We start from the raw sequence: 22,943 nt of genomic DNA, 5'->3' as shown, positions 1-22,943 counted from the left end.
GTTATTTCGCGTATACGTATGTGAGCGCGAATCGTCCAACATGTCCTCACGGTTAACGCCGGATTAACCGGCGTCGCTATACGCTGCGTGGCTTGTGGCCCCTGACAGCACGAGGAAGCCCATGGACGCCCAGCGAATTGCCGTCGATGCCATCGTGGCGCTGACCGATTGCGACCGCGAGGCGGCCGCCGCCTTCATCCGCAAGCTCTATCTGGCCGGCGTCCGCGATCCGAAGCGGCTCACGTTCAAGGGTCTGCAGGCGCTGCGGGGCTGAGGGCGGGGCTCTCTCCTCTGTCGTCCCTGCGAACGCACTAGGGCATCTACACGTTTGCCGGGCCATATACGAGGATTTGGAAGCGAGCCATTCCGATGTGGAAGGTGATTGGTCCAGGTGGGCGATGCGAGGCGTAGCCGGTCCATCCGCCGAGCTTTGCGATGATCCATGCGGCCCAGGCGATAGTGTTGGGGCGATGGTGGTTCTTCTGAAGCTCGGTCCGGCCTTTCAGGGTTTTGTTGATGGCCTTGAGCGCTTCGATCTCGTCCGGTGTGAACGCAAAATCTGCCGGCAATTCTTCGCCGCCATTGCGGGCTTGAACCAGCTGGATGACGATACATGCCACTCTGGTAGCGATCGCCGCGAGTTTGATCAGGCCTTCAGCGCTGTCGAGCTGACTATCCTCGATGCGCAGACCCTGGCTCTTCAGCGAGCGAAAGAGCTGTTCGATGATCCAGCGCTGCTTGTACCAGGAGACGATCCGCCAGGCATCGGCGGCAGCGGCAATCGGATGCGTGGTCAAGAGCAACCAATGAATGGGCTTGGCGCCCTTCGGGGGGCGCAACTCGACGACTTCCACGAAGCTGACTTTGACGCCCTCCGGCAGGTCTTTCACGCCGGGGCGCGGCGGCCGTTTGAGCACAACGGTTCCGAAGCGCATGGAGAGGTGGGCCTGGCGACCGCGGCGATCCATTCGCTTTGGCAGATCGATCACCGCCTTGTCGCAGAAGCGGGCCCGTTCGACTGCCTGATAAAGCGTGCCGCCGTCGACCAGCGCATGGTCGTGCATGGCGCGCGACAGGAGGTGGACATTGTCAGCGGGTGTCAGCGCCCAGTGAGCAAAGAAATCCCCCTCGCGGTCGTTGACAACGGTGATCATACGAGCAGCGGCCAGAACATCGCGGCCTTGCTCAGCGGTCGTCACCCAGCGCGCCGACTCCTTGTCGGCCAAGGCGCGCTTCTCGTGAGCGATCTTGGCCTTGCGCTTGCGCGTCCACACCTCACCGCCGGTGAGCCCGAGACAGACCCCGCTGTCGGCATCGACCGCCATCATGGCATGCAGCAACACGCCGCGAGCATTGCCTTTGCCGACCTTGCCCAAGCCGCGCCGATGTCCAGGACAGGTGTGGAACTTAATCTCGCTGGTATCCTGGATTGACAGCACATGACGCCCGCTGACCGCGATCGACGTCTGCAGGCTCCAGCCTTCAATCAGCTTGTCGATCGTGACCTGTGGATTGTTCACAAACCGCCAGAACGCCATGTTCGCAGCCCAGTCGCCCTGCGCCATCTGGCGCAAACAGACGCTGCGCGTGCAAAGCATAGCCCGGAGAAGCGCCGCCCCCTTTTATCGAGGCGAACGTCTCCAAACTTACCCAGGGACAAACCCGGTTCCTGCTGCATCTCTGGCGCTCCTTCGAATCAAAGCGCCAGAGAGAGAATCATACAAACGCTGCGGCGACAGCACATCATGCCGCTCCGAGTCAATCTGTCGCGTCCCCAAGGTGTGTAGATGCCCTAGTGCGAACGCAGGGACCCATAACCACCGATATTTGTTGCTGACGCAAAGCCGTCGACCATCCTTCCAAGACAACATCCGCCGCGGCGTATGGGTCCCTGCGTTCGCAGGGACGACGGAGGAGTTTTCGGATTCAATCTTCAAGAGCTGACGCACCTTCGCGATCTCGCGACGCATTGCGTCCGAGGTTTGCATCTTCGTTTGCCCTCTTCGTAATTAGAGGGCGCAGGGAAGACCGGGTGCTTGCTGCACCCGCGGTCTCGCGTGCGATTTGCGCAAACAAAAGTGCACACGAGCATACAGGGCAGCGGGAGCATTCCGGCCTTCCCTGCGCAATGGCTTTACGGCTTACTTCGTGCTCTCCCCGGTGAACGGCTTTCTTGCCACCGTCGCCCCCGAGAAGCTTCGCTTCTCTTGGACTTAACGCCAGCACCGCGGCGTCCGGACCACACGACTTCGCCGTACGCATCGGGCGCGTACGTCTAGCGCGCCATCTGCGTCCATCGCATCTCACCGCACGTTCGTGACGATGGCCAACGCCCTCATCTGCCGTGAGACAAGCGGAGTTATGCCGATGATTTGCTTTGGAAGTTAAGCAGAATATTTTTGCGCGAAGGGCTGGACAGGTTTTGACTGATTTGCCCGTCGTGCCAGTTTGTCGCAGGCCGCTGCATGAAGTTACGCTTGTGCGCGAAGCAAATCAGTCCGCAGCGCCGTAGGGCGGATTAGTTGGCGCAAAGATCGGCGGGTTATGCTTCGCGAATCCGCCCCATGAATCCGCGCGACTACGCCGCTAGCCTACGACAACTTCGCTGATCTGGATGACCGGTGACTGGTCGGTATAGTTCGGGATGTCTGCCATGATTTCCTTGGCGTGAGGTCCAAAGCCGGCCTGGAAGGCCTCGATCGAGTCGCAGAAGATGTGACACATTCCGACATAGGTTGCGGGAGCGCCGGGTGCTCCGCCGGCCAGGCCCTTGTCGACCGTGTAGGACTTGCACGCATCGCCCATGCGCGCTTTCAGGAGCGGCATATGCTTGTCGCGATAGTAGTCGTGATCGAAGCGCCCGCCGGGTGTATTGGGATACATTACGCTTACCTTGATCATCGTGTGTCCTCCGATCCGACGTTCGCCGTTGGTCTCCGGCAATAGTTGAAATCTGTGTCAGTTTTGCGGATCTTGCAACCGGGAGGCGGTGGGGCCGGTGGTCGAATATGGTGCCCTTTTGTTGCGGTGCACGAGTCTGAAGGTGGCACAAAGCAAGTAATGTAACTGCACCAAGTTGTTGCGCTAGAAGGTACGATGCCATGGATAGCAACGAGGACGCTCCAGACCATATTGCCCAGAACGTCGCTACCTACGACAGCATAGCAGAGCACTACAAAGTCACCGCAACTCCGGAGCTGCGTGCTTGGAAAGAGGCCTCCATACGGCGCTTCGCCGACTTTCTCCCGGGTCAAAGAGTGTTGGTGCCAGGCTGCGGAGATGGGCGGGATTCACGCTTCTTGTCTTCGATTGGACTTCGCGTCACATCGTTTGATTTATCGGAAGGCATGCTCAGACAGGCAAAAGCGCAGGACCCTGACGGAACCTATCTAAGATTGGATTTCCGAGACATTCGTTTGCTCGAAGGATCATTCGACGGCATTTGGGCGAGCGGTTGCCTGTATCATTTAACGAAACCTGAGTTTGCAGTGTGCGTCAAATGCTGTTGGGAAAAGCTAGCGGCCAAAGGAGTGTTCTACCTCAGCATGAAGGAGGGCAAAGGTGAGCGATATGAGGAGACGCCTGGACCACGATATCCGGGCGGAGCACAAGCGAAAGCCTTGCTCCGAGGCCGGCGGTTTTATGCGTACTATGAACGACAAGAGCTTATGCGGATGCTGACGGGCTTCGCGCTATTGCATGAGCAAAGAGTCCTTCCCGCAGAGGGGGGCTTCGAGCTATGGCTGCGCAAAGAGAGTCCTCGGTGATAGCAATGTGTAGGATGGGTGGAGCGAAGCGATACCCATCATTTGCACCCGATGATCGCGATGGGTTTCGCAGGGACTCAACCCATCCTGCCGGCTCAACGAAAAAGCCCCGGACCGAGGTCCGGGGCTTTGCATTTCGCGAGCTCTCAGTCGCAGATTATTCCGGCTTGCCGATCGCGACCTTCAGCGTGCCGACGCCGTCGACGCCGCACTCGATGTTGTCGCCGGGGTTGAGCTGGGAGACGCCGGCGGGCGTGCCCGTCATGATGATATCGCCCGCTGCGAGTTTTACCTGCTGCGAGAGCTGCCAGATGATCTCGGGCACGCTCCAGATCAGTTCGGTGAGATCGCCCTTCTGGGCTTCCTTGCCGTTGACCGTCAGCCAGATCTTGCCCTTCGCAGGGTGGCCGATCTTCGAAGCCGGCTGGATCGCGGAGCAGGGCGCGGAATGGTCAAAGGACTTGCCGACTTCCCACGGCCGCTCCTTCTTGCGCGAGGCAAGCTGCAGGTCGCGGCGGGTGAGGTCGATGCCAACCGCATAGCCGTAGACATGGTCAAGCGCCTTGTCGGCGGGAATGTTGAGACCGCCGCTCTTCATCGCGACGATCAGCTCGACCTCGTGATGCAGATCCTTGGTCAGCGGCGGATAGGGAATCGTGGTGCCGTCGGGCACCAGCATGTCGGCGTGCTTGGCGAAGAAGAACGGCGGCGCGCGCTCGTCATTGCCCATCTCTCGGATGTGCTCGAGATAGTTGCGCCCGACGCACCAGATGCGGCGGACCGGATAGGAGCCTGTCTCGCCGACGACGGGAAGCGTGGGCTGCGGGGCTGCTGATATGACGTAGGAGGCTGCGTTCATGAAAAGAGTCTCGGTGGGTTACGGTTGAACTTCAGTGTGTAGCCTTACGCGGTTGCGCTGATCGGCGCCAGACTGGGCGTGCTGGCGTCGCGTTGCTGCAGGCGGAAGAACGAGGCGTAGCGGCCGCCGCGGCGCAGCAAATCGTCGTGCTGGCCGTGCTCGACGATCTCGCCAGTCTCGACCACCAGGATAGCGTCGGCGTGCATGATGGTGTGCAGACGGTGGGCGATGACGATGGTGGTGCGGTTGCGGCAGAGATGCTCGATCGCCTCCTGCACGGCTTTCTCGGATTCCGAATCCAGCGCCGCGGTGGCTTCATCGAGCAGGATGATCGGCGCATTCTTGACCAGCGCCCGCGCCACCGCGATGCGCTGGCGCTGGCCGCCGGATAGCTGCGTGCCGTGCTCGCCGACCGGGGTGTCATAGCCGAGCGGAAAGCCCATGATGAAGTCGTGCGCGCAGGCTGCCTTTGCCGCGGCCATGATCTCGTCCTGTGTGGCGCCGACTTTGCCAAACGCAATGTTGGCGCCGATAGTGTCGCGGAACAGATAGACGTCCTGCCCGACATAGCCGGTCTGCTGGCGCAGCGAGTGGCGCGACACGCCCGAGATCGCCTGGCCGTCGATCAAAATGGCGCCGTCATTGACCTCGTAGAGCCGCAGCAGCAGCGCCAGCACGGTGGACTTGCCGCCGCCGGACGGGCCGACCAGCGCGGTGGTCTTGCCGGGTTCGGCGACAAATCTCATGCGGCGCAGCACCGGTTCGTTTGGCCGGTAGCCGAAAGTGACGTCGCGGAACTCGACGCGGGCTTCGCTGAGTTTCAACGCCGGCTTGTCGCCGTCGTCAGGCTCGCTCGGCGGGCTGTCGACGATTTCCAGCAGCTTGCGTGCGCCGATCAAATTGCTGTTGAGCTCGATGTTGAGCCGGGCCAGCCGCTTGGCCGGCTCGTAGGCCAGCAGGAACGCGGTCAGGAAGGAAAAGAACTGGCCGGGCGAAGCGCCCATCGCGACCACCCGGTAGCCGCCGTACATCAACCCGCCCGCGATCGCGAAGCCGCCGAGCGTTTCCATCAACGGGCTGGAGCGGCTGGAAACGCGGGCCATCTTGTTGGCGTTGCGCTCGACCGCGGCGATGCTGGCGTCGATGCGCTCGCGCATCGCCTGTTCGAGCGTAAAGGCTTTTACCGTGCGGATGCCCTGCAGGGATTCCTGCATCGTTTCCATGATGTCGGCGGTGCCGGAGAACTGGTTATGCGCAAGGCCCTTGATGCGCTTCACCAGCTTGCGCAGCACGATCATCGCCGGCGGCGCCACCGCGAAACCCAGCAGCGCCATCAGGGGATCGGTCATCAACATGACGACGACGAGCGCGATCAGCGACAGCAGATCGCGTCCGATGGCGTTGATCAGGAGATTGAGAACCTGCGTCACCGCGGTGGCGCCTGCGGTCAGCCGCGCCAGGAATTCCGAGGAATGTCTCTCGGAGAAGAAGGCGATGTTCTCGCTCATCAGCTTGGCGAACAGCGCCCGCTGGTTGTTGGCGAGGATCGCGTTGCCGATCTGCGACAGGATCACGGTGTGACCGTAGGTCGCCGCGCCCTTGATGGTGAAGATGACGATGGTGACCAGCGACAGGATCGCAATCCCGCGCACATCCTTGTCGACATAGGCCTTGTTGATGACCTCACCGAGCAGATAGGCGGAACCGGCCGTGGTCGCCGCCGCAATCCCCATCAGCGCGAACGCAACCAGATAGCGCCGCCAATAGCCAAGCCCCTGTTCGGCGACGAGACGCCTGATCAGGATCGCCGCGCCATAGGGGTCGTCAGTGATTTTTCTCGGTAGTTTGCTTGGAAGTTCGGTCATCCGCGTTCCATTGACGGCGCCTGATAGCCCGGCGCGTCAGGGCTGCTGCGATGACTCCTTGCCTGCTTGGCGGGGCTTTTTCAAGCCAAATAAGCGATTGATTTCAGGCCGATTCCGCATGCTGCGGAAGGCCGCCGCGGTCGCGGAACAGTTTCTCCTCCCAGGCCAGCGCGTGGGCCGCGATGGTCTCGAGATTGTCGTATTGCGGCGTCCAGTCCAGCGTCGCGTGGATGCGGCTGACATCGGCGACCATGGTCATGATGTCGCCGGGGCGACGCGGCGCATAGGAAACCGCGAAATTGCGCATGGAGACGCGGCGGACGGCCTCGATGGTATCGAGCACCGAATAGCCGCGGCCGTAACCGCAGTTCAATGTGATCGAGCTTCTGCCGCCGCGCAAATAGGCCAGCGCGGCGCGATGGGCCTGCGCGAGATCGCTGACATGGATGAAGTCGCGGATGCAGCTTCCGTCCGGCGTCGGATAGTCGGTTCCGTACACGTCGATCTTGGCGCGCTGCCCGGTGGCGGCTTCGACCGCCATCTTGAGCAGATGTGTAGCCCCAACGGTGGCAAGGCCGCAGCGGCCTTTTGGGTCGGCGCCGGCGACATTGAAGTAACGTAGCACGACATAGTTCATGCCGTGGGCGGAAGCCACGTCGTGCAGCATGATTTCCGTCATCAGCTTGGAAGAGCCGTATGGCGACGCCGGCCGCGTCGGCGCATGTTCCGGCACCGGCACCTGGTCCGGATTGCCGTAGACGGCAGCCGTCGACGAAAAGATGAAGCGGTTGACGCCGCCCTTGACCGCAGCATTCAAGAGGCTGCGGGTCGTCATGGTGTTGTTGCGGTAATAGCCGAGCGGATCGCGCACGGAATCCGGCACCACGATGGAGCCGGCGAAATGGATGATGCTCTCGATGCCGTGCTGGGCGATCACGCCTGCGACGAGGTTTTCATCGCCGGCATCGCCGATGAACAGCGGCACGCCTTCCGGCAGGAAGGCGGTGAATCCGGTGGACAGATTGTCGATCACGACGACGCTTTCGCCGGCATCCGCCAGCGCATGAACCATGTGACTTCCGATATAGCCGGCGCCACCGGTGACGAGCACGGTCATGGGCCACCTCTCGCTCTTGAATTTGGAGCGCCCGGACGCAAAGCCGGTTTCCACTTTTGCTGGTCGCGCTCTATTGGAGGCGATGCTAGCCGTGGCGCGGTGAAGAGTGGGTTTCGGCGCCGGCGAACTGGCCACTATGCTTAATGTTGCGTATAGGAACTGGCCGAAATGGAGCCGGACGTGCCGATCGAGAACAATTTGGCCAGTGATCTGCAACTGATCGTGCCGAATCTGCACAGGCGCTATTCGGGCGTCACGGCGACCAACCGGATGGTGGCGCCGAAGCTTGCCCAAATGTACCGCGCGGCGTGGCTCGGGCCGCATGCGCCCGACGGCATCGCGCGGATGGGTTTTGCGGATCTGTTGAGGCTCTGGCGCCATCGCAACTCCCTGATCTGGCACGCGCGGCGCAATGACGAGATGATCGCGGGCGTGTTGCTGCGCGCGCTCGGCTGGCCGCTGAAACTCGTCTTCACCTCGGCGGCGCAGCGGAATCACAAGCGGCTGACGCGCTGGCTGATCCGGCAAATGGATGCGGTGATTGCCACTTCCGAACTCTCGGCGTCGTTTCTCAAGCGCGAGGCGACGGTCGTGATGCATGGCGTCGATACCGACAGCTATGCACCGCCGGCCGATCGCGCGGCGGCGTTTGCGGAAGCCAAACTGCCGGGGCGTTATGCGATCGGCTGCTTCGGCCGGGTGCGCGCGCAAAAGGGCACGGACGTCTTCGTGGAAGCGATGTGCCGGCTGCTGCCGCGCTATCCCGATTTCACCGCCGTCATCGTCGGCGCGGTCGTGCCGGACCAGCAGGGTTTTGCCAACGGTTTGAAAAAGCAGATCGAAGCCGCCGGACTGCAATCGCGCATCGTCATCACGGGCGAGCTCGCGATCGAGGAGGTGCAGCGCTGGTATCAGCGGCTGACGATCTACGCCTTCACCTCACGCAACGAAGGCTTTGGCCTGACGCTGATCGAGGCGATGTCCGCTGGTGCGGCGCTGGTGGCCTCGCGCGCAGGCGCCGCCGAATTCGTGGTCGAGGAGGGCGTGACCGGCGTGCTGACGCCGCCGGGCGATGTCGACGCGCTGGTCGCCGCACTGGAGCCGCTGATGCGCGATCCGGCCTCGGCAATCGCGATGGGCGAGCGGGCGCGGGCGCGCGTGCTGCAAAAGTTCAGCCTCGAGGCGGAAGCGAACGCGATCGCCGCGGTCTATCGTACGCTATAGCGTTTTCGAGCGAAGTGGATGCCGGTTCGCGCAAGGAAAACGCGTCAAAAACAAAAGAACAGAACCCGGTTCTGATGCAATCAGAACCGATCAGGCTCTGGGCTGAGTGACCAGCAGGCGGTGCGCGACCTCGGCGACGTAAGAGGGATCAATGTCACGCATGCAGCGATGGTCGTTCATGGTGCAGACCGTACGCTGACAGGGCTGGCAGGGCAGCACGGCCTTGGTCTGAACAACCGTGGCCGCGAGTCCGTTCAGCGGCGCCCAGAGATAGGGATTGGTGGGGCCGAAAATGCCCATGGTCGGCGTGCCGATCGCCGCCGCGATGTGCATCAGGCCGGAATCGTTCGAGATGGCGACGCCAGCCGCCGCCATCGCCAGGATGCCGTTGCGCAGGTCTGACCCCGTGAGGTCGCGGACCTTGCCGCGGCCGGCGGCAACAATCTCCTGCGCCAGCGCCTTCTCGCCGGGGCCGCCGACCACCCAGACGTCGAGCCCGCGCTCGGCCAGCAGCCGTGCGGCGCCGGGGTAATAGGTCCAGCGCTTGGAGGCGCCGACCGAACCCGGGGCCAGCGCCACCGCGGGACCAGTGCCGAGGTCGTTGGCCTGCCGCCAGCGCGTGATTTCCTCAGGCGGCACGGCGAGCTGCGGCACCGGCCATTCGCCCGGCAGCGGCGCATGGGCGGGCAGCGCCAGCGCGGCATTCTTGTCGATGAAGCGGGGCAGGGCTTTCTCGCCCCATCGCATCCGGTTGATCAGCCCGAACCGGGCCTCGCCGAAAAAGCCCACCCGCTCGGGGATGCCCGCCAGCACAGGGGCAATCGCGGCCTTCCAGGTGCGGGGCAGGACGAGGGCGGTTCCATAACCCCGGGAGCGCAATTCGGACGCGAGACCCCACTGTTTCGCCACCGCCAACCGGCCGCGGGGCAGATCCCAGACGATTCCGGCGCGGACACCCGGCATGTAATCGACCAGCGGCGCGCACAGCGAGGTCACCAGCAGATCGACCGGCCGGTTCGGCCAGCGCTGCTTGAGGACACGCACGACGGTATGGCCGCGGACGTAATCGCCGATCCACATATAGGGGACGATCAGGATCGGCCGCGTGTCGGCGGCATCCTCCATCTCGATCCCGTTTGTTGAATCAGAATTCATTTCTTGTTAACTGACTTCAGGCTGATTCCGGCCCCGTCGGTAACTGCTCTGCTCCGGTAGGTAAAGCCGGGTGATCCGCCTTCACCCAGCCATATCAGCCAAGTTGCTTGCCGCGCGGGAGTGGGGCAAAGCTTTGCCGAACAATCATGGCAGGGGATGGCATGTTGCTGGTGACCGGGGGCGCCGGTTTTATCGGGTCGAACGTCGTGGCTGCGTTGAATGACGCCGGCCGGGACGTGGCTGTGTGCGACCTGCTCGGCCAGGACGGTAAATGGCGCAACCTGGCCAAGCGGCGGCTCGCCGATTTCGTGCCGCCTTCGGAACTGATGGACTGGCTGAAGGGCCGCCGGCTGGAGGCCGTCGTTCATCTCGGCGCCATCTCCGAGACCACGGCGACCGACGGCGATCTGGTGATCGAGACCAATTTTCGGCTGTCGATGCGGCTTTTGGACTGGTGCACGGCCAACGCCACGCCGCTGATCTACGCGTCCTCGGCCGCTACCTATGGCGACGGCAGCGCCGGCTTTGGCGACGACCAATCGATGGATGCCTTGAAGAAGCTGCGGCCGATGAACCTCTACGGCTGGAGCAAGCATCTGTTCGACATGGCGGTCGCCGAACGCGCCGCGCGCGGCGAACGGCTGCCGCCGCAATGGGCCGGGTTGAAGTTCTTCAACGTGTTCGGCCCCAACGAATATCACAAGGGCACGATGATGAGCGTGCTGGCGCGGCGCTTCGACGACATCAAGGCCGGGCGCCCCGTGCATTTGTTCAAGTCCCATCGGGAAGGGATCGCCGACGGCGACCAGCGGCGCGACTTCATCTATGTCGACGACGTCGTGCGCGTGATGATGTGGTTACTGGCGACGCCATCGGTCAGCGGCATCTTCAATGTCGGCACCGGCACCGCGCGCAGCTTCCGCGACCTGATGCTGTCGGCCTATGCGGCGCTCGGCGTTCAGCCGAACATCCAGTATATCGACATGCCCGAAGCGATCCGCGGCAGCTATCAATACTTCACCCAGAGCGAAGTCGATCGGCTGTTGCGCGCCGGCTATAATGGCGGCTTCACCGCGCTGGAAGACGCGGTCGAGCGCTACGTGACGGGTTTTCTCGATCGAACCGATCGCTTTCGCTGATGGGCACCAGGTAGACAGATGTTCGATTTTGAAGCCCTGAGCCAGGCGATCCCACGTCAGACCGTGCTCTGCGTCGGCGACCTCATGCTCGACGAATTCGTCTATGGCGAGGTGTCGCGCATTTCGCCGGAAGCACCGGCGCCTGTGATTGCCGTCCAGCGCAGCGAGACCAATGTCGGCGGCGCCGGCAATGTCGCGCGCAACATCGCCGCTCTCGGCGCGCGCTGCATCTTCGTAGGCCTGGTCGGCGAGGACGAGGCGGGCGCGAAGCTGAAGACCGATCTGGCGCGGGAGAGCCTGATCGAGGCCGTGCTGGTCTCCGATTCCTCCCGCCCGACGACGCGCAAGGTGCGCTTCGTCTCCGAGCATTTTTCCACCCATATGCTGCGCGCGGATTGGGAGCAGGCCGTTCCGGCCTCGGCCGAGATCGAGCAGCGGCTGATCGACGCGATCCTGCCGCTCGTGCCGCGCGCCGATATCGTGCTGCTGTCCGACTACGCCAAGGGCGTGCTGACGGCGCGCGTCATCCGCAACATCATCGACGCCGCCAAGAAAGTCGGCAAGCGCGTGATCGTCGACCCCAAGAGCGCCAATTTCGCGATCTATCGCGGCGCCACGCTCTTGACGCCGAACCGCAAGGAGTTTGCCGAAGCCACCCGCAGCCGCGCCGATACCGACCAGATCATTGCCGCCGCGGCGCAGGACGCGATGGTTCTCGCCGATTGCCAGGCCATGCTGGTGACGCAGAGTGAACACGGCATGACGCTGGTGGCTCGCGGCGGCGAGGCGATACACGTGCCGGCGTTGCCGATCAAGGTGCGCGACGTCTCTGGCGCGGGCGACACGGTCGCCGCTGTGCTGGCGCTTTCGCTTGCGGCCGGGGCCGACTGGGAGACGGCGCTGCGGATGGCGAATGCGGCGGCCGCGGTCGCGGTCGGCAAGAAGGGCACCGCTACCGTGACGCCGGCGGAACTGCGGCGGAAAATCCTGCCGCATGCGTCGCTGGCGGCCGAGGAGAAGATCGTGCCGGCAGGTGGCGATCTCGCCATGCATCTGGCGGAATGGCGCCGGCAGGGACTGCGCATCGGCTTCACCAATGGCTGCTTCGACATTTTGCATCCTGGCCACGTCAAGGTGCTGACGGCTGCGCGCGGCGCCTGCGACCGGCTGATCGTCGGGCTCAACAGCGATGCCTCGACGAAACGGCTGAAAGGCGAGGGGCGCCCGGTTCAGGACGAGCAGGCGCGCGCCGAAGTGCTGGCGGCGCTGGAAGCGGTCGATCTCGTCGCGATCTTCGAGGAAGACACGCCGATCGACCTGATCGCGAAAGTGAGGCCGAGCGTGCTGGTCAAGGGTGGCGACTATACCCGCGAGCAGGTCGTCGGCCACGAGATCGTCGAGGCCGGCGGCGGCGAGGTCGTGCTCGTCGACATTCTGGCGGGCTACAGCACGACGTCGCTGGTCGACCGCGCGCGGGGAGGCAAGGCGTGAGCGCGAACGCAGCTTCGTCGCCGATCGCCAAGGCGCTGCCGATCTGGCGCGATCCGACCGCATGGATGAAGGCGAGCGACGTCGTCGCGGTCCTGCTTGCGCTGTCGCTGCCATGGTCGACCTCGCTGGTCGGTATTTTCGGCGCTGCGCTTCTGGTCACGGTTGCGCCGACGCTCGAATTGAAGAGCTTTCTGGCCTCGCTGAAGCGTCCGATCTTCGCGCTGCCGATCGCGCTGTTCGTTCTGGCGCTTGTCGGCACCCTGTGGTCGGACGCCTCCTGGGGCGCGAGGTTCTATGCCGTGGGGCCGGCCGCAAAGCTCCTTGTGCTTCCGGTCCTGCTCTATCACTTCGAGCGCTCGACGCGCGGGACGTGGGTGTTCGTAGCGTTCCTCGTCTCCTGCACGCTGTTGATGCTGATGTCCTGGATGGTATTTCTCCGCCCCGAACTTTCACTGCGGACTCCGGATCTCGCCGCGCGCGGCATCTTCGTGAAAAACTACATCGCCCAGAGCCAGGAATTCACGCTCTGCGCGGTTGCGCTGGCCTATCCGATCATCATGCTGCTGCGGGCAAGGCGGATCGCGCTGGCCCTGCTGCTCACCGCCATCGCCTTCGGCTTCTTCGTCAACATGGCGTTCCTGGTGGTGTCGCGCACGGCTCTGGTGACGGTGCCGATCATGTTCGCGGTATTTGCGCTGCTGCATCTGAGGTGGCGGAACATCCTCATCGTGGCCTGCGCGGCGGCCGCATTCTCCGCCGTGGCCTGGCAGACCTCGCCGGCATTGCGCCAGACCGTGGACATGTTTGCGCGGGACTACCAGCTCTACAAGGAACAAAACATACCGACATCGATCGGGCTGCGGCTTGAATTCTGGCGGAAATCCCTGGGCTTCTTTGCCGAGGCGCCTGTCATCGGCCACGGCACGGGTGCGACGCGCGGCCTGTTTGAGCGCGTCGCAACGCACGACTCCTACCAGGCCAGCAGCGAAGTGATCGGAAACCCGCATAACCAGACGCTCAACGTCGCGGTGCAATGGGGTATTGTCGGTGTCGTCATACTGTACGCGATGTGGCTATTGCACCTGCTGTTGTTCCGTGGCGACGGGCTTGCCAACTGGGTCGGTCTTTTGGTCGTGGTGCAGAACATCTTCACGTCGCTGTTCAACTCCCACATCTTCGACTTCCATGAAGGCTGGATGTATGTGCTGGGCGTCGGGGTCGCGGGCGGCATGGTGCTGCGCGGCAGATCCGAGGTCACGGAATCTTCCGGAACAGCCCGGCCATGATCGCTGGCATGCGCGCCGCAGATAAGATATCAGCGGGCGAGGGACGCGCCTCGCGAATCCCCCTCGCTCTTCGCAGCCGGCCACTGGAATGACGCCTCTTTCGCAACTGACCCGTCGCAACTACCTGATCGCAGCGCATGATGCGCTGGCGACCGCGTTTGCGCTGCTCGCAAGCTTCTATTTGCGCTTCGAGGGAGGCGAGGCCTTCTATGCCCGCCTGCCGCTATTGCTGCGCATTCTGCCCCTCTTCATCGTCTTCAGCGTCGTGATCTGCTACGTCTTCAACCTGACGACGACGAAATGGCGTTTCATTTCGCTCCCCGATGCGCTGAACATCCTGCGCGTGGCGAGTGTTCTGACGGTCGCGCTTGTCGTGCTGGATTATGCCTTCATTTTCGGGGCATCGAACGGCAAGGCGCCGGTGCTGTTCGGCCGTATCACCATCGTGCTCTACTGGTTTCTCCAGGTATTCGCGCTGAGCGCGCTCCGCTTCGGCTATCGCTATTTCCGCTATTCGCGCGTTCGCCGCCATGCCCGGACCGAAGGGGCGTCGTCAACCCTGCTGATCGGCCGCGCCGCCGACGCGGAGGTGCTGTTGCGCGCGATCGAGAGCGGCGCAGTCAAGCAGCTTTGGCCGATTGGCGTCTTGTCGCCATCGGCCGCGGATCGCGGCCAGTCGATACGCAACGTGCCGGTGCTCGGCGGGCTCGACGATGTCGAGGACGTGGTCCGAGACTATGCCGGACGCGGAAAGCCGATTTCGCGGGTCGTCATGACCCCGTCGGCGTTCGAACCCGAGGCGCATCCCGAGGCGGTCCTGATGCGGGCCAAGCGGCTCGGCCTGTTCGTTAGCCGCCTGCCTTCGCTCGAAAGCGGCGACGTGCCGAGGCTAACCAATGTCGCCGTCGAAGACCTGCTGCTGCGGCCGAGCGAGAAGATCGATTACGCACGGCTCGAAGCGCTGGTGAAGGGCAAGGCGGTGATCGTCACCGGGGGCGGCGGCTCGATCGGTTCGGAGATTTGCGACCGCGTCGCGACCTTCGGCGCCGCGCGGTTGCTGGTGATCGAGCATTCGGAGCCGGCGCTTTACGCGGTGACGGAAGCGCTGACGGCACGCGCCACCAATGCGGCGATCGAGGGCCGAATCGCCGATATCCGCGATCGTGACCGGATCATGAACCTGATGAAGGAATTCAAGCCCGATATCGTGTTCCATGCCGCAGCCCTGAAGCACGTGCCGATCCTCGAGCGCGACTGGAGCGAGGGCGTCAAGACCAATATCTTCGGTTCCGTCAATGTAGCCGACGCCGCGCTGGCGGCGGGCGCCGAAGCAATGGTGATGATCTCGACCGACAAGGCGATCGAGCCGGTCTCGATGCTGGGCCTGACCAAGCGCTTCGCCGAAATGTATTGCCAGGCGCTCGACCATGACCTGATGACGCAATCGGAAGGCAAGCCGCACATGCGGTTAATCTCGGTGCGGTTCGGCAACGTGCTGGCCTCGAACGGATCGGTGGTGCCGAAATTCAAGGCGCAGATCGAGGCCGGCGGCCCGGTCACGGTGACGCACCCGGACATGGTCCGGTACTTCATGACCATCCGCGAAGCCTGCGATCTCGTGCTGACCGCGGCGACCCATGCGCTGACGCCGGCGCGGCCCGATGTCTCCGTCTACGTCCTCAACATGGGACAGCCGGTCAAGATCGTGGAAATGGCCGAGCGGATGATCCGCCTGTCCGGCCTTGAACCCGGCATCGATATCGAGGTGGTGTTCACCGGCATGCGGCCGGGCGAGCGGCTGAACGAGATCCTGTTCGCCAGCGCAGAGCCGACGGTGGAGATCGGGGTCGCCGGCATTATGGCGGCCAAACCGAACGAGCCACCGATGCAGACGTTGCGCAAATGGCTCGCGGCGCTCGATGAGGCGATTGCGCGGGATGACCGCTCCACCATCCGCGCGGTGCTCAAGGATGCCGTGCCTGAATTCGGATCGCACGCCGCCTGATCTTTTTCGGTGTCCGCCGGCCGTGCAGGCCGCTTCGAAAGCCATGATGCAGAAGTCCGGAAAAGTCGTCGTCGTCAGCCAGCATTATCCGCCGGATCCGAGCACGACGGCCGCGATTATGGCGGCGATTTCGGAACGCGTGGCGCAGGAAGCCGAAGTGCTGGTGCTGTCGGGAACGGCAGGCTCCGCCTCTGCTGCGGCCGCCGGCAAGCCTGCGGTCGTCGAGGTAGGGAATTGGATGCCCGGCAAGGCCGCATTGCTCAAGCGCGCTTTCGCCGAACTGCTGTTCACGATCCGGATGTTCACCGCGCTATTGGTGAAGTTGCGCCGCGGCGACGTCGCGCTCACCGTTCCAGCACCCTTCATGCTGCCTTACGCCTTTGCCGCCGCCGCCAAATTGAGAGGCGCGAGGTCGGTGCTGATCATGCACGATCTCTATCCCGACGTCCTCATCATGGCGGGCCTCCTGAAGCCGAATTCGTTGCCGGCAAGTGCGATGCGCGGCTTGAACGCGTTGATGTTTCGCGCGCTCGATGCCGTCGTCATCATCGGCCGCGACACCGAAAAGCTGCTGCTGCGCTATGGCGGCATGACAAGCGACAAGATCCGTTTCATTCCGAACTGGGCGACGCTCGCGCGCGGCGTTCGCGCGGTCGATCCTGATAATCCGTATCGCCGTCCGCTTTCCGCTCGCTTTGTCGTCGGTCTGTCCGGCAATCTCGGCTTTACCCACGATCCCGTCATCGTATTCGAGGCCGCGCGCCTGTTGCGCGACGACAAGGATATTCACTTCCTGCTGTCGGGCTGGGGGGTGGGCTTCGACCAGTTGAAGGCCATGCAAGCCGAGGCCGGGCTTGCGAACGTCACCCTGGTCGATCGCGTCGAGGACGACCAACTGGAGGCATTTCTTTCGGCCGCGGACGTCTGGATCATTCCCTACCGCAGGAACGTCGCCGGCGTATCGGTGCCCAGCCGGTTCTACAATCTCCTGGCGATCGGCCGCCCGGTGATCCTGGTTTCCGAAGCGGATGCCGAGGCGGCGTTGACGGTGACCGAACACGATGTCGGCTGGGTCGTCGAGCCCGGCAAAGCCGATGAGCTCGCGAAAACGGTCAGTCGTGCCGCCGGCGCCAAGGATCCGCAGCGGGCCGAGCGCGCGGCCGAAATCGCAGGGCGTTTCGACTTTGAAATCGCCATGGCCGACTATTGCGGCCTGATCCGCGAGCTCTCGCAAAAGAAGCCGGATTAGCCTGACGGCGATTGCCGGCGCGAGAAGCGGTGCATCAGGAGCGCCGTGGCGATGCTGCCGATGACGAAAAGCAGGATTGCGATTGCCACCGACGAGGTCATGGCCGAGCCGATCGCCAGCGCAGCGAGCAGGACATTGAGCGCGAACACCTCGCTCACTACGCGCCACACCGGAAAGCCGTTGTCGGTGGCGCGCTGATAGAAATGGGTGCGATGCGCTGCCCAGAACGGCTCGCGCCTGATAATGCGCCGCATCAGGGTGACGGTGGCGTCAGTGAGATAATAGAGCGGCAACAGCAGGGCGGCTGCGAAGTGCTGATGCCAGGCGAGCTGCAGCAGGCACCAGCCAACTAGCAGGCCGATCGGCAGGCTGCCGACGTCGCCGAGAAAAATTTTCGCCACCGGCCGGTTGAAAGGCGCAAATCCAAGCATCGCCCCGAACAGCGCCGCGGCGGCAAGGGTCGCGGGCGCGGGAAGTTCGGCGAGCCAGCCGAGCAGAACGACAGCGCCGGTAATCGGGACAATCTCGGCCACCGTCATCAGGTCCAGCCCGTCCATGAAGTTGACGAGGTTCACGAACCACAGGCCCGCGAGGAACAGCAAGCCGCGCTCGAGCCAGAGCGGGCAGGCGGGAACGATCCGCAAGCTTTCGGGCGCGGCAAAGATGACAACCGCGACCGCGAGCCCCTGCAGCAGCAGCCGCGGCACGACCGGGATGGTATTGACGTCATCGGCAAAGCCTACGGCCGCGATGAACAGCGTCGCGCCGAATACCGCGACGGGGATTTTCATTTCCGCCGTGCCGGCAAATGCGATGACCGTGACGGCCACGATCAGCGTGGCCGCGATCACCGCGATGCCGGCGCCCTGCGGTGTCGGAATGCGATGGGAAGAGCGCGCATTCGGCCGCGCCAGCGCTTTTCGCACGAGCAGCGGCCGGATCGCCCATGTCAGGACGCCCGACAACAGCGCCGCCGGCACTGCGGCGGCAAACGACAGCAGTAGTTGCGAACTGGCCATTCTATCCGCGTGAAAAGTTGCTCGGAGATTATTTGCGAACTTCGATGGGCACCGTGCCCTGCGCGGCTTTCTCGGCGCTCAATATCCAGACCAGCCCGCCGACCGCGCCGACCATGAAGGATACCGCGCCATAGAGCAGGGAGATGTTGACGCCCTCGTTGGCCATCAGGCCGGCATAACCGAACGCCAGCCCCATGGTGGCCTCGCGGACGCCCCAGCCGGCAATCGAGATCGGCAGCATGGTGATCAGCATGACAGGCGGAACGAGCTGGAAGATCTGGCTGAACAGCACGGGGGCTGCGATCGATTGCACCACGCACCAGGCGATGACGACGGCGAGCACGTGCACCAGCAACGACAGTACCGCGACTTTCGGGCCGTGAACGCGGCTGAACAGCACGCGATTGGCGATCACCGAACAGGCGTGGATGTGATGAGTGCCCCACCAGTGCTTCAGCCACGGCCACGGCAGCCGGCCGAGCAGAAGAAATCCGAGGCCGCCGGCAAGGGCTGCGAAATCGACGAACAGCAGCGCCGACCTGCCATGCGGATCGGTGATCAGGCGGTAGCTCCAGGGCAGGCTCGCGACGATGACCACCGCGAGCGCGATCAGGCCGATGGCGCGGTCGACGAAGATGGAATAGGTCGCGGCCCGCCAGCCGGCGCCGCTGCGGGCCACCAGCCATAGCCTGACCGCGTCGCCGCCGATCGAGGAGGGCAGCGTCTGGTTGAAGAAGGTTCCGATCACGTTGAAGCGCATCGCCTGCCTGGTCGGCAGCGGCGCGCCGCACTCCGCGCTGATCTCGCGCCATCGCAGGACGCCGACGAATATCTGCAGGAACGTCACGGCAATCGCCACGCCGATCCAGCCCAGGCTGGAAACGTCGATACGGGCGACGAGTTCGGCAAGGTCGACCTTACGCAGCGAGAAATACAGGAGCGCCGCCGAGACCAGTATCTTCAACGTCGAAAGCAGGATACGGCGCATCTCGCCCGTGCTGGGTTTGAGAAGGGGGTGCAAAAAGCGATGCAATTCGGCGCCTTGGTATGGTTTTCGGGCCGATCTGGCAATAGCGGGGCTGGAAGGTGTTGCGGCGGCCTCGGCAACGCAGGTAAAGAGGCCGGGACAGAGATTTTTCAGCCTTTGAGCGGCGCCTTCCAAGGATACGATGCCCGATCAACCCATCTTGGTCACCGGAGCTGTGGGTTTCATCGGCTTCCACGTCGCGCGCCGGCTGCTTGCCGAAGGCCGCACCGTGGTCGGTCTCGACAATCTCAACGATTATTACGACCCGGCGCTGAAGGCGGCGCGGCTGGACATTCTGCGCGGGGAACGAGGTTTCGCGTTCGAACAGATCGATCTCGCCGACCGCGCCTCAATGGAACGCCTGTTTGCCGAGCACCGCTTTGCCAGGGTGGTGCATCTCGCGGCACAGGCCGGCGTGCGTTACTCGATCGATCATCCGCATGCCTATGTCGACGCCAACCTCGAAGGCTTCGTCAATGTGCTGGAAGGTTGCCGGCATCACGGATGCGGCCATCTGGTTTATGCGTCATCCTCGTCGGTCTACGGCGCCAATACGAAACTACCGTTTTCGGAGGACGACAAAACCGACCATCCGGTCAGCCTGTACGCCGCCACAAAGAAGGCCAATGAGCTGATCGCGCATTCCTACAGCCATCTCTATCGTCTGCCGGTGACGGGCTTGCGGTTCTTTACCATTTACGGGCCGTGGGGACGGCCCGATATGGCGTATTTCCTCTTTACCAAAGCGATCGTGGAGGGCACTCCGATCAAGCTCTTTAACCATGGCAGGATGCGGCGCGACTTTACCCATGTTGCGGACGCGACGCGTGCCATACTGCACCTGGTCGATCAGGCCCCGCGCGATGGCGGCCCGGCGGCCGATGCGCCGGCACGGATTTACAATGTCGGCAACAATCACCCGGAAGAATTAACCCATGTGGTAGCGGTTCTGGAGCGGGAATTGGGCCGCGCGGCAGTCAAGGAGATGCTGCCAATGCAGCCTGGAGACGTGACCGAGACCTTCGCCGATGTCGAAGGGCTGATGCGCGACACCGGCTTCAGGCCGCAGACCTCGATCGAAGACGGGCTTGCCGATTTCGTCGCCTGGTATCGTGACTACTACAGGATTTGAGACGCCGATGAACCGACGAATTATCCCCCTGATCATGTGCGGCGGCGCGGGCACGCGGCTGTGGCCGGCCTCGCGCGAGGTTCACCCCAAGCAGTTCCTGTCCCTGTTCGGGGCGCGCTCGACGTTCCAGGACACGCTGTTGCGGGTTTCTGATGCTGGTCTGTTCGAACGGCCCGTCATCATCACCAACAACGCCTATCGCTTCATGGTGCTCGAGCAACTGGCCGAGATCGGGCTCGAGGCCGACGTGCTGCTCGAGCCGATGCGGCGCGATTCCGGGCCCGCCATCGCGGCCGGTGCCGCCTTTGCAGAGGCGCGCGACAAGGATGCGATCGTGCTGGCACTGGCCGCCGATCACGTGGTGAGCGACACGCCCGCCTTCCTTGCCGCCTGCCGCGAAGGACTGGCTGCCGCGGAAGCCGGGCACATCGTGACGTTCGGCGTGCAGCCCGAGCGCGCCGCCACCGAATATGGCTACATCAATCCCGGCGAGGTCATTGCCGGCAAGGTCCGCGCGGTCGCAAAGTTCGTCGAGAAGCCGGATCCGGCAACCGCCGCGAGTTATGTCGAGGCCGGCTATCTCTGGAACAGCGGCAACTTCATGTTCCGTGCCGCCGTACTGACGGATGAATATCGCAAGGTCGATGCGGAAAGCGTTCAGGCCGTGAGCGATGCGGTGGCGAAGGCGGGCACCGACCTCGGATTCGTCAAGCTCGACGAGGCCGCGTTTGGATCGGCGAAGTCGATCTCGATCGATTATGCTGTCATGGAAAAGACAGCGCGCGCCGCGGTCGTGCCGGTCGCGTGCGGCTGGTCCGACGTCGGCTCCTGGCATGCGGTGTGGGAATTGTCCGGCAAGGATGGCGAGGGCAACGCGGCGCGCGGCGCCGCGGTGTTCGAGGACTCCCGCAATTGCAACGTATCGACCGACCGCGCGCTGGTCGCGCTCGAAGGCGTCGACGACCTCGTGGTGGTCGCGACCCAGGACGCCGTGCTGGTCTCCAGGCAAAAGGATGCAAACGGGCTGAAGCGGCTGGTCGCGAAGCTGAAGACGGTCGCGCCGCAGGTGACCGAGGATCACATCAGGGTGCACAGGCCCTGGGGATCCTATCAGTCGGTCGACAATGGCGACCGTCATCAGGTCAAGCGCATCATCGTCAAGCCGGGCGGGCGGCTCTCGCTGCAGAAGCACCACCATCGTGCCGAGCACTGGATCGTGGTGCGCGGCACGGCGCAGGTCACCGTCAACGAGCTGGTCAAGACCGTGCACGAGAACGAATCGATCTACATCCCGATCGGCGCGGTGCACCGCCTGGAGAATCCCGGCAAGATCCAGCTCGAACTGATCGAAGTCCAGACCGGCAGCTATTTCGGCGAGGACGATATCATCCGCATCGAGGACGACTACAAGCGCAGTTGAGCGACAGTAGTTTTACCGGGCCGGCGGTTGTAATTCTTTGAATCAAAACGTGTCCGAAAACCGTCGATCGCGTTCGCCACATCTGTGATGGCGTGCTAGAGAACCGCTGGGGATACTACCGGCGCAATTCTGCTTAGAATCCGCCTAAAATCTGCTTGGGGTCGACAAATCATGAGTTCCAAAGGGTCCGCATTCGATGCGAAGGCCGACGCAACACGCGGCTTGCGCGTCGGCGTGGTCGGCGCGGGCGTGATGGGCAGCAACCATGCCCGCGTGCTGGCCGGTCTGCCCGGGGTGACGCTGGTCGGTATCGTCGATCCGTTGCCGGAACACCGCGCGCGCGCCACCGCGCTCGTAGGCTGTCGCGCGTTCACCGATCTCGACGAACTGTTCGACGAGGGCGTCGATGCGATCACGATCGCGGCGCCGACCCATCTCCATCACGAGATCGCGCTCGCGTGCATCACGCGCAACATCCACATCCTGGTCGAGAAGCCGGTCGCCTCGACGGTGGAAGAGGGGCAGGACATCGTCAACGCGGCGCGCAGTGCCGGCGTGACGCTGATGGTCGGCCATGTCGAGCGCTTCAATCCGGCGGTCGCCGCGATCAAGCAGGCGATCTCGGGCGAAGATATTCTTTCGATCGGCATCACCCGCGTCGGCCCGTTCCCGCCGCGCATGTCCAACGTCGGCGTCGTCATCGATCTCGCCGTGCACGATATCGACCTGATCCGCTGGTTCACCGAGTCAGATATCATCGAGGTGCAGCCGCAGCTTTCCAGCGCGATCGCCGAGCGCGAAGATATCGCGCTCTTGCAGTTCCGCACCGCCTCGGGCGTGCTCGCCCACATCAACACCAACTGGCTGACGCCGTTCAAGGCGCGCAGCGTCACGGTTGCGACGCGCGGCAAATATGTGATGGGCGATCTCCTGACGCGCCAGGTGACCGAGTGCTTCGGCTTCAAGCCCGACGGCAGCTATTCGATGCGGCATCTGCCGGTCGGCCATGACGAACCGCTGCGCGCCGAGCTGATCGCATTCCTCGATGCCGTCCGCACCGGCAATGTGCCGGCGGTTTCCGGCGACGAGGGCGTCGCCAGTCTCGAAATCGCGATCCGGTGCCTCGAGCAGCCCGCGAAGCCCGCGGCCTCCGCCGCGCGCAAGGGCCCGCGCCGCATCGCCGGCTAA

Annotated in this window: 19 protein-coding genes; 11 read left to right on the top strand and 8 right to left on the bottom strand. The window is 63.5% G+C overall.

Annotated features, from left to right (window positions below; genetic code table 11):
- Positions 1-121: 121 nt before the first annotated feature.
- Complete coding sequence (locus V1279_RS22205; RefSeq protein ID WP_213290892.1) at positions 122-274, top strand: hypothetical protein; 153 nt, start codon at positions 122-124, stop codon at positions 272-274.
- A 46-nt stretch (positions 275-320) separates the two neighbouring features.
- Here the strand turns inward: V1279_RS22205 and V1279_RS22200 are convergent, their stop codons facing one another.
- Both V1279_RS22200 and V1279_RS22195 read right to left on the bottom strand, forming a co-directional pair.
- Positions 321-1,538 (bottom strand): IS4 family transposase, encoded by a 1,218-nt coding sequence (locus V1279_RS22200; protein WP_334446262.1) that lies wholly within the window; start codon positions 1,536-1,538, stop codon positions 321-323.
- Between the two features lie 1,048 nt (positions 1,539-2,586).
- The gene (locus V1279_RS22195) at positions 2,587-2,901 is read right to left on the bottom strand and encodes an EthD family reductase (RefSeq protein WP_334440148.1); all 315 of its coding nucleotides are present in this window, start codon (positions 2,899-2,901) and stop codon (positions 2,587-2,589) included.
- Positions 2,902-3,101: 200 nt separating this feature from the next.
- On the opposite strand from V1279_RS22195, the gene V1279_RS22190 reads away from it, so the two are divergent.
- Positions 3,102-3,767, top strand: coding sequence for a class I SAM-dependent methyltransferase (locus V1279_RS22190; RefSeq protein ID WP_334440145.1), 666 nt, complete (start codon positions 3,102-3,104; stop codon positions 3,765-3,767).
- Between the two features lie 157 nt (positions 3,768-3,924).
- On the opposite strand, the gene V1279_RS22185 is transcribed toward V1279_RS22190, so the two are convergent.
- From V1279_RS22185 to galE, 3 genes are all read right to left on the bottom strand, one after another.
- Positions 3,925-4,626 carry a fumarylacetoacetate hydrolase family protein gene (locus tag V1279_RS22185; protein WP_334440143.1) on the bottom strand — a complete coding sequence of 234 codons (702 nt, stop codon included), beginning with the start codon at positions 4,624-4,626 and terminating at the stop codon, positions 3,925-3,927.
- Positions 4,627-4,670: 44 nt separating this feature from the next.
- The gene (locus V1279_RS22180; protein WP_334440141.1) at positions 4,671-6,491 is read right to left on the bottom strand and encodes an ABC transporter ATP-binding protein; all 1,821 of its coding nucleotides are present in this window, start codon (positions 6,489-6,491) and stop codon (positions 4,671-4,673) included.
- Positions 6,492-6,594: 103 nt separating this feature from the next.
- Entirely contained in the window at positions 6,595-7,608 is a 1,014-nt protein-coding gene (gene galE / locus V1279_RS22175) for a UDP-glucose 4-epimerase GalE (RefSeq protein WP_334440139.1), read from the bottom strand.
- A 168-nt stretch (positions 7,609-7,776) separates the two neighbouring features.
- Between galE and V1279_RS22170 the strand changes: the two genes are divergently transcribed.
- Positions 7,777-8,832, top strand: a complete 1,056-nt coding sequence (locus V1279_RS22170) for a glycosyltransferase family 4 protein (protein ID WP_334440137.1) — start codon at positions 7,777-7,779, stop codon at positions 8,830-8,832.
- Between the two features lie 90 nt (positions 8,833-8,922).
- Here V1279_RS22170 and waaF read toward each other — a convergent pair whose 3' ends face one another.
- Entirely contained in the window at positions 8,923-9,987 is a 1,065-nt protein-coding gene (waaF, locus tag V1279_RS22165; RefSeq protein WP_334440135.1) for a lipopolysaccharide heptosyltransferase II, read from the bottom strand.
- 161 nt (positions 9,988-10,148) lie between these two features.
- Between waaF and rfaD the strand changes: the two genes are divergently transcribed.
- The 5 genes from rfaD to V1279_RS22140 all read left to right on the top strand — a co-directional run bounded on the left by rfaD (position 10,149) and on the right by V1279_RS22140 (position 17,157).
- Positions 10,149-11,126 carry an ADP-glyceromanno-heptose 6-epimerase gene (gene rfaD, locus V1279_RS22160; RefSeq protein ID WP_334440132.1) on the top strand — a complete coding sequence of 326 codons (978 nt, stop codon included), beginning with the start codon at positions 10,149-10,151 and terminating at the stop codon, positions 11,124-11,126.
- Positions 11,127-11,144: 18 nt separating this feature from the next.
- Entirely contained in the window at positions 11,145-12,617 is a 1,473-nt protein-coding gene (gene rfaE1 / locus V1279_RS22155; RefSeq protein WP_334440129.1) for a D-glycero-beta-D-manno-heptose-7-phosphate kinase, read from the top strand.
- Between the two features lie 65 nt (positions 12,618-12,682).
- Positions 12,683-13,903 (top strand): O-antigen ligase family protein, encoded by a 1,221-nt coding sequence (locus V1279_RS22150; protein WP_334446520.1) that lies wholly within the window; start codon positions 12,683-12,685, stop codon positions 13,901-13,903.
- A gap of 88 nt (positions 13,904-13,991) precedes the next feature.
- Positions 13,992-15,908 (top strand): SDR family NAD(P)-dependent oxidoreductase, encoded by a 1,917-nt coding sequence (locus V1279_RS22145; RefSeq protein WP_334440127.1) that lies wholly within the window; start codon positions 13,992-13,994, stop codon positions 15,906-15,908.
- A 46-nt stretch (positions 15,909-15,954) separates the two neighbouring features.
- Positions 15,955-17,157 carry a glycosyltransferase family 4 protein gene (locus V1279_RS22140; RefSeq protein ID WP_334440126.1) on the top strand — a complete coding sequence of 401 codons (1,203 nt, stop codon included), beginning with the start codon at positions 15,955-15,957 and terminating at the stop codon, positions 17,155-17,157.
- On the opposite strand, the gene V1279_RS22135 is transcribed toward V1279_RS22140, so the two are convergent.
- Entirely contained in the window at positions 17,154-18,176 is a 1,023-nt protein-coding gene (locus V1279_RS22135; protein WP_334440124.1) for an MraY family glycosyltransferase, read from the bottom strand. The genes V1279_RS22140 and V1279_RS22135 overlap by 4 nt on opposite strands.
- Positions 18,177-18,204: 28 nt before the next feature.
- Entirely contained in the window at positions 18,205-19,164 is a 960-nt protein-coding gene (locus tag V1279_RS22130) for a lysylphosphatidylglycerol synthase transmembrane domain-containing protein (RefSeq protein ID WP_334440122.1), read from the bottom strand.
- A 181-nt stretch (positions 19,165-19,345) separates the two neighbouring features.
- Here V1279_RS22130 and V1279_RS22125 point away from each other — a divergent pair, with 181 nt between their 5' ends.
- The 3 genes from V1279_RS22125 (at position 19,346) to V1279_RS22115 (ending at position 22,943) form a co-directional block, all read left to right on the top strand.
- Positions 19,346-20,335: an NAD-dependent epimerase gene (locus V1279_RS22125; protein WP_334440120.1), complete on the top strand. Its 990-nt coding sequence runs from the start codon at positions 19,346-19,348 to the stop codon at positions 20,333-20,335.
- Between the two features lie 7 nt (positions 20,336-20,342).
- A complete protein-coding gene (locus V1279_RS22120) occupies positions 20,343-21,755 on the top strand; it encodes a mannose-1-phosphate guanylyltransferase/mannose-6-phosphate isomerase (RefSeq protein WP_334440117.1) in 1,413 nt (470 codons plus the stop codon).
- A gap of 171 nt (positions 21,756-21,926) precedes the next feature.
- Positions 21,927-22,943 carry a Gfo/Idh/MocA family oxidoreductase gene (locus tag V1279_RS22115; RefSeq protein ID WP_334440114.1) on the top strand — a complete coding sequence of 339 codons (1,017 nt, stop codon included), beginning with the start codon at positions 21,927-21,929 and terminating at the stop codon, positions 22,941-22,943.

Origin of the sequence: Bradyrhizobium sp. AZCC 1610, from assembly GCF_036924515.1 — a bacterium.
In the GTDB taxonomy this organism is placed as follows: domain Bacteria; phylum Pseudomonadota; class Alphaproteobacteria; order Rhizobiales; family Xanthobacteraceae; genus Bradyrhizobium.
This window is presented reverse-complemented; position numbering and strand designations above follow the sequence as displayed.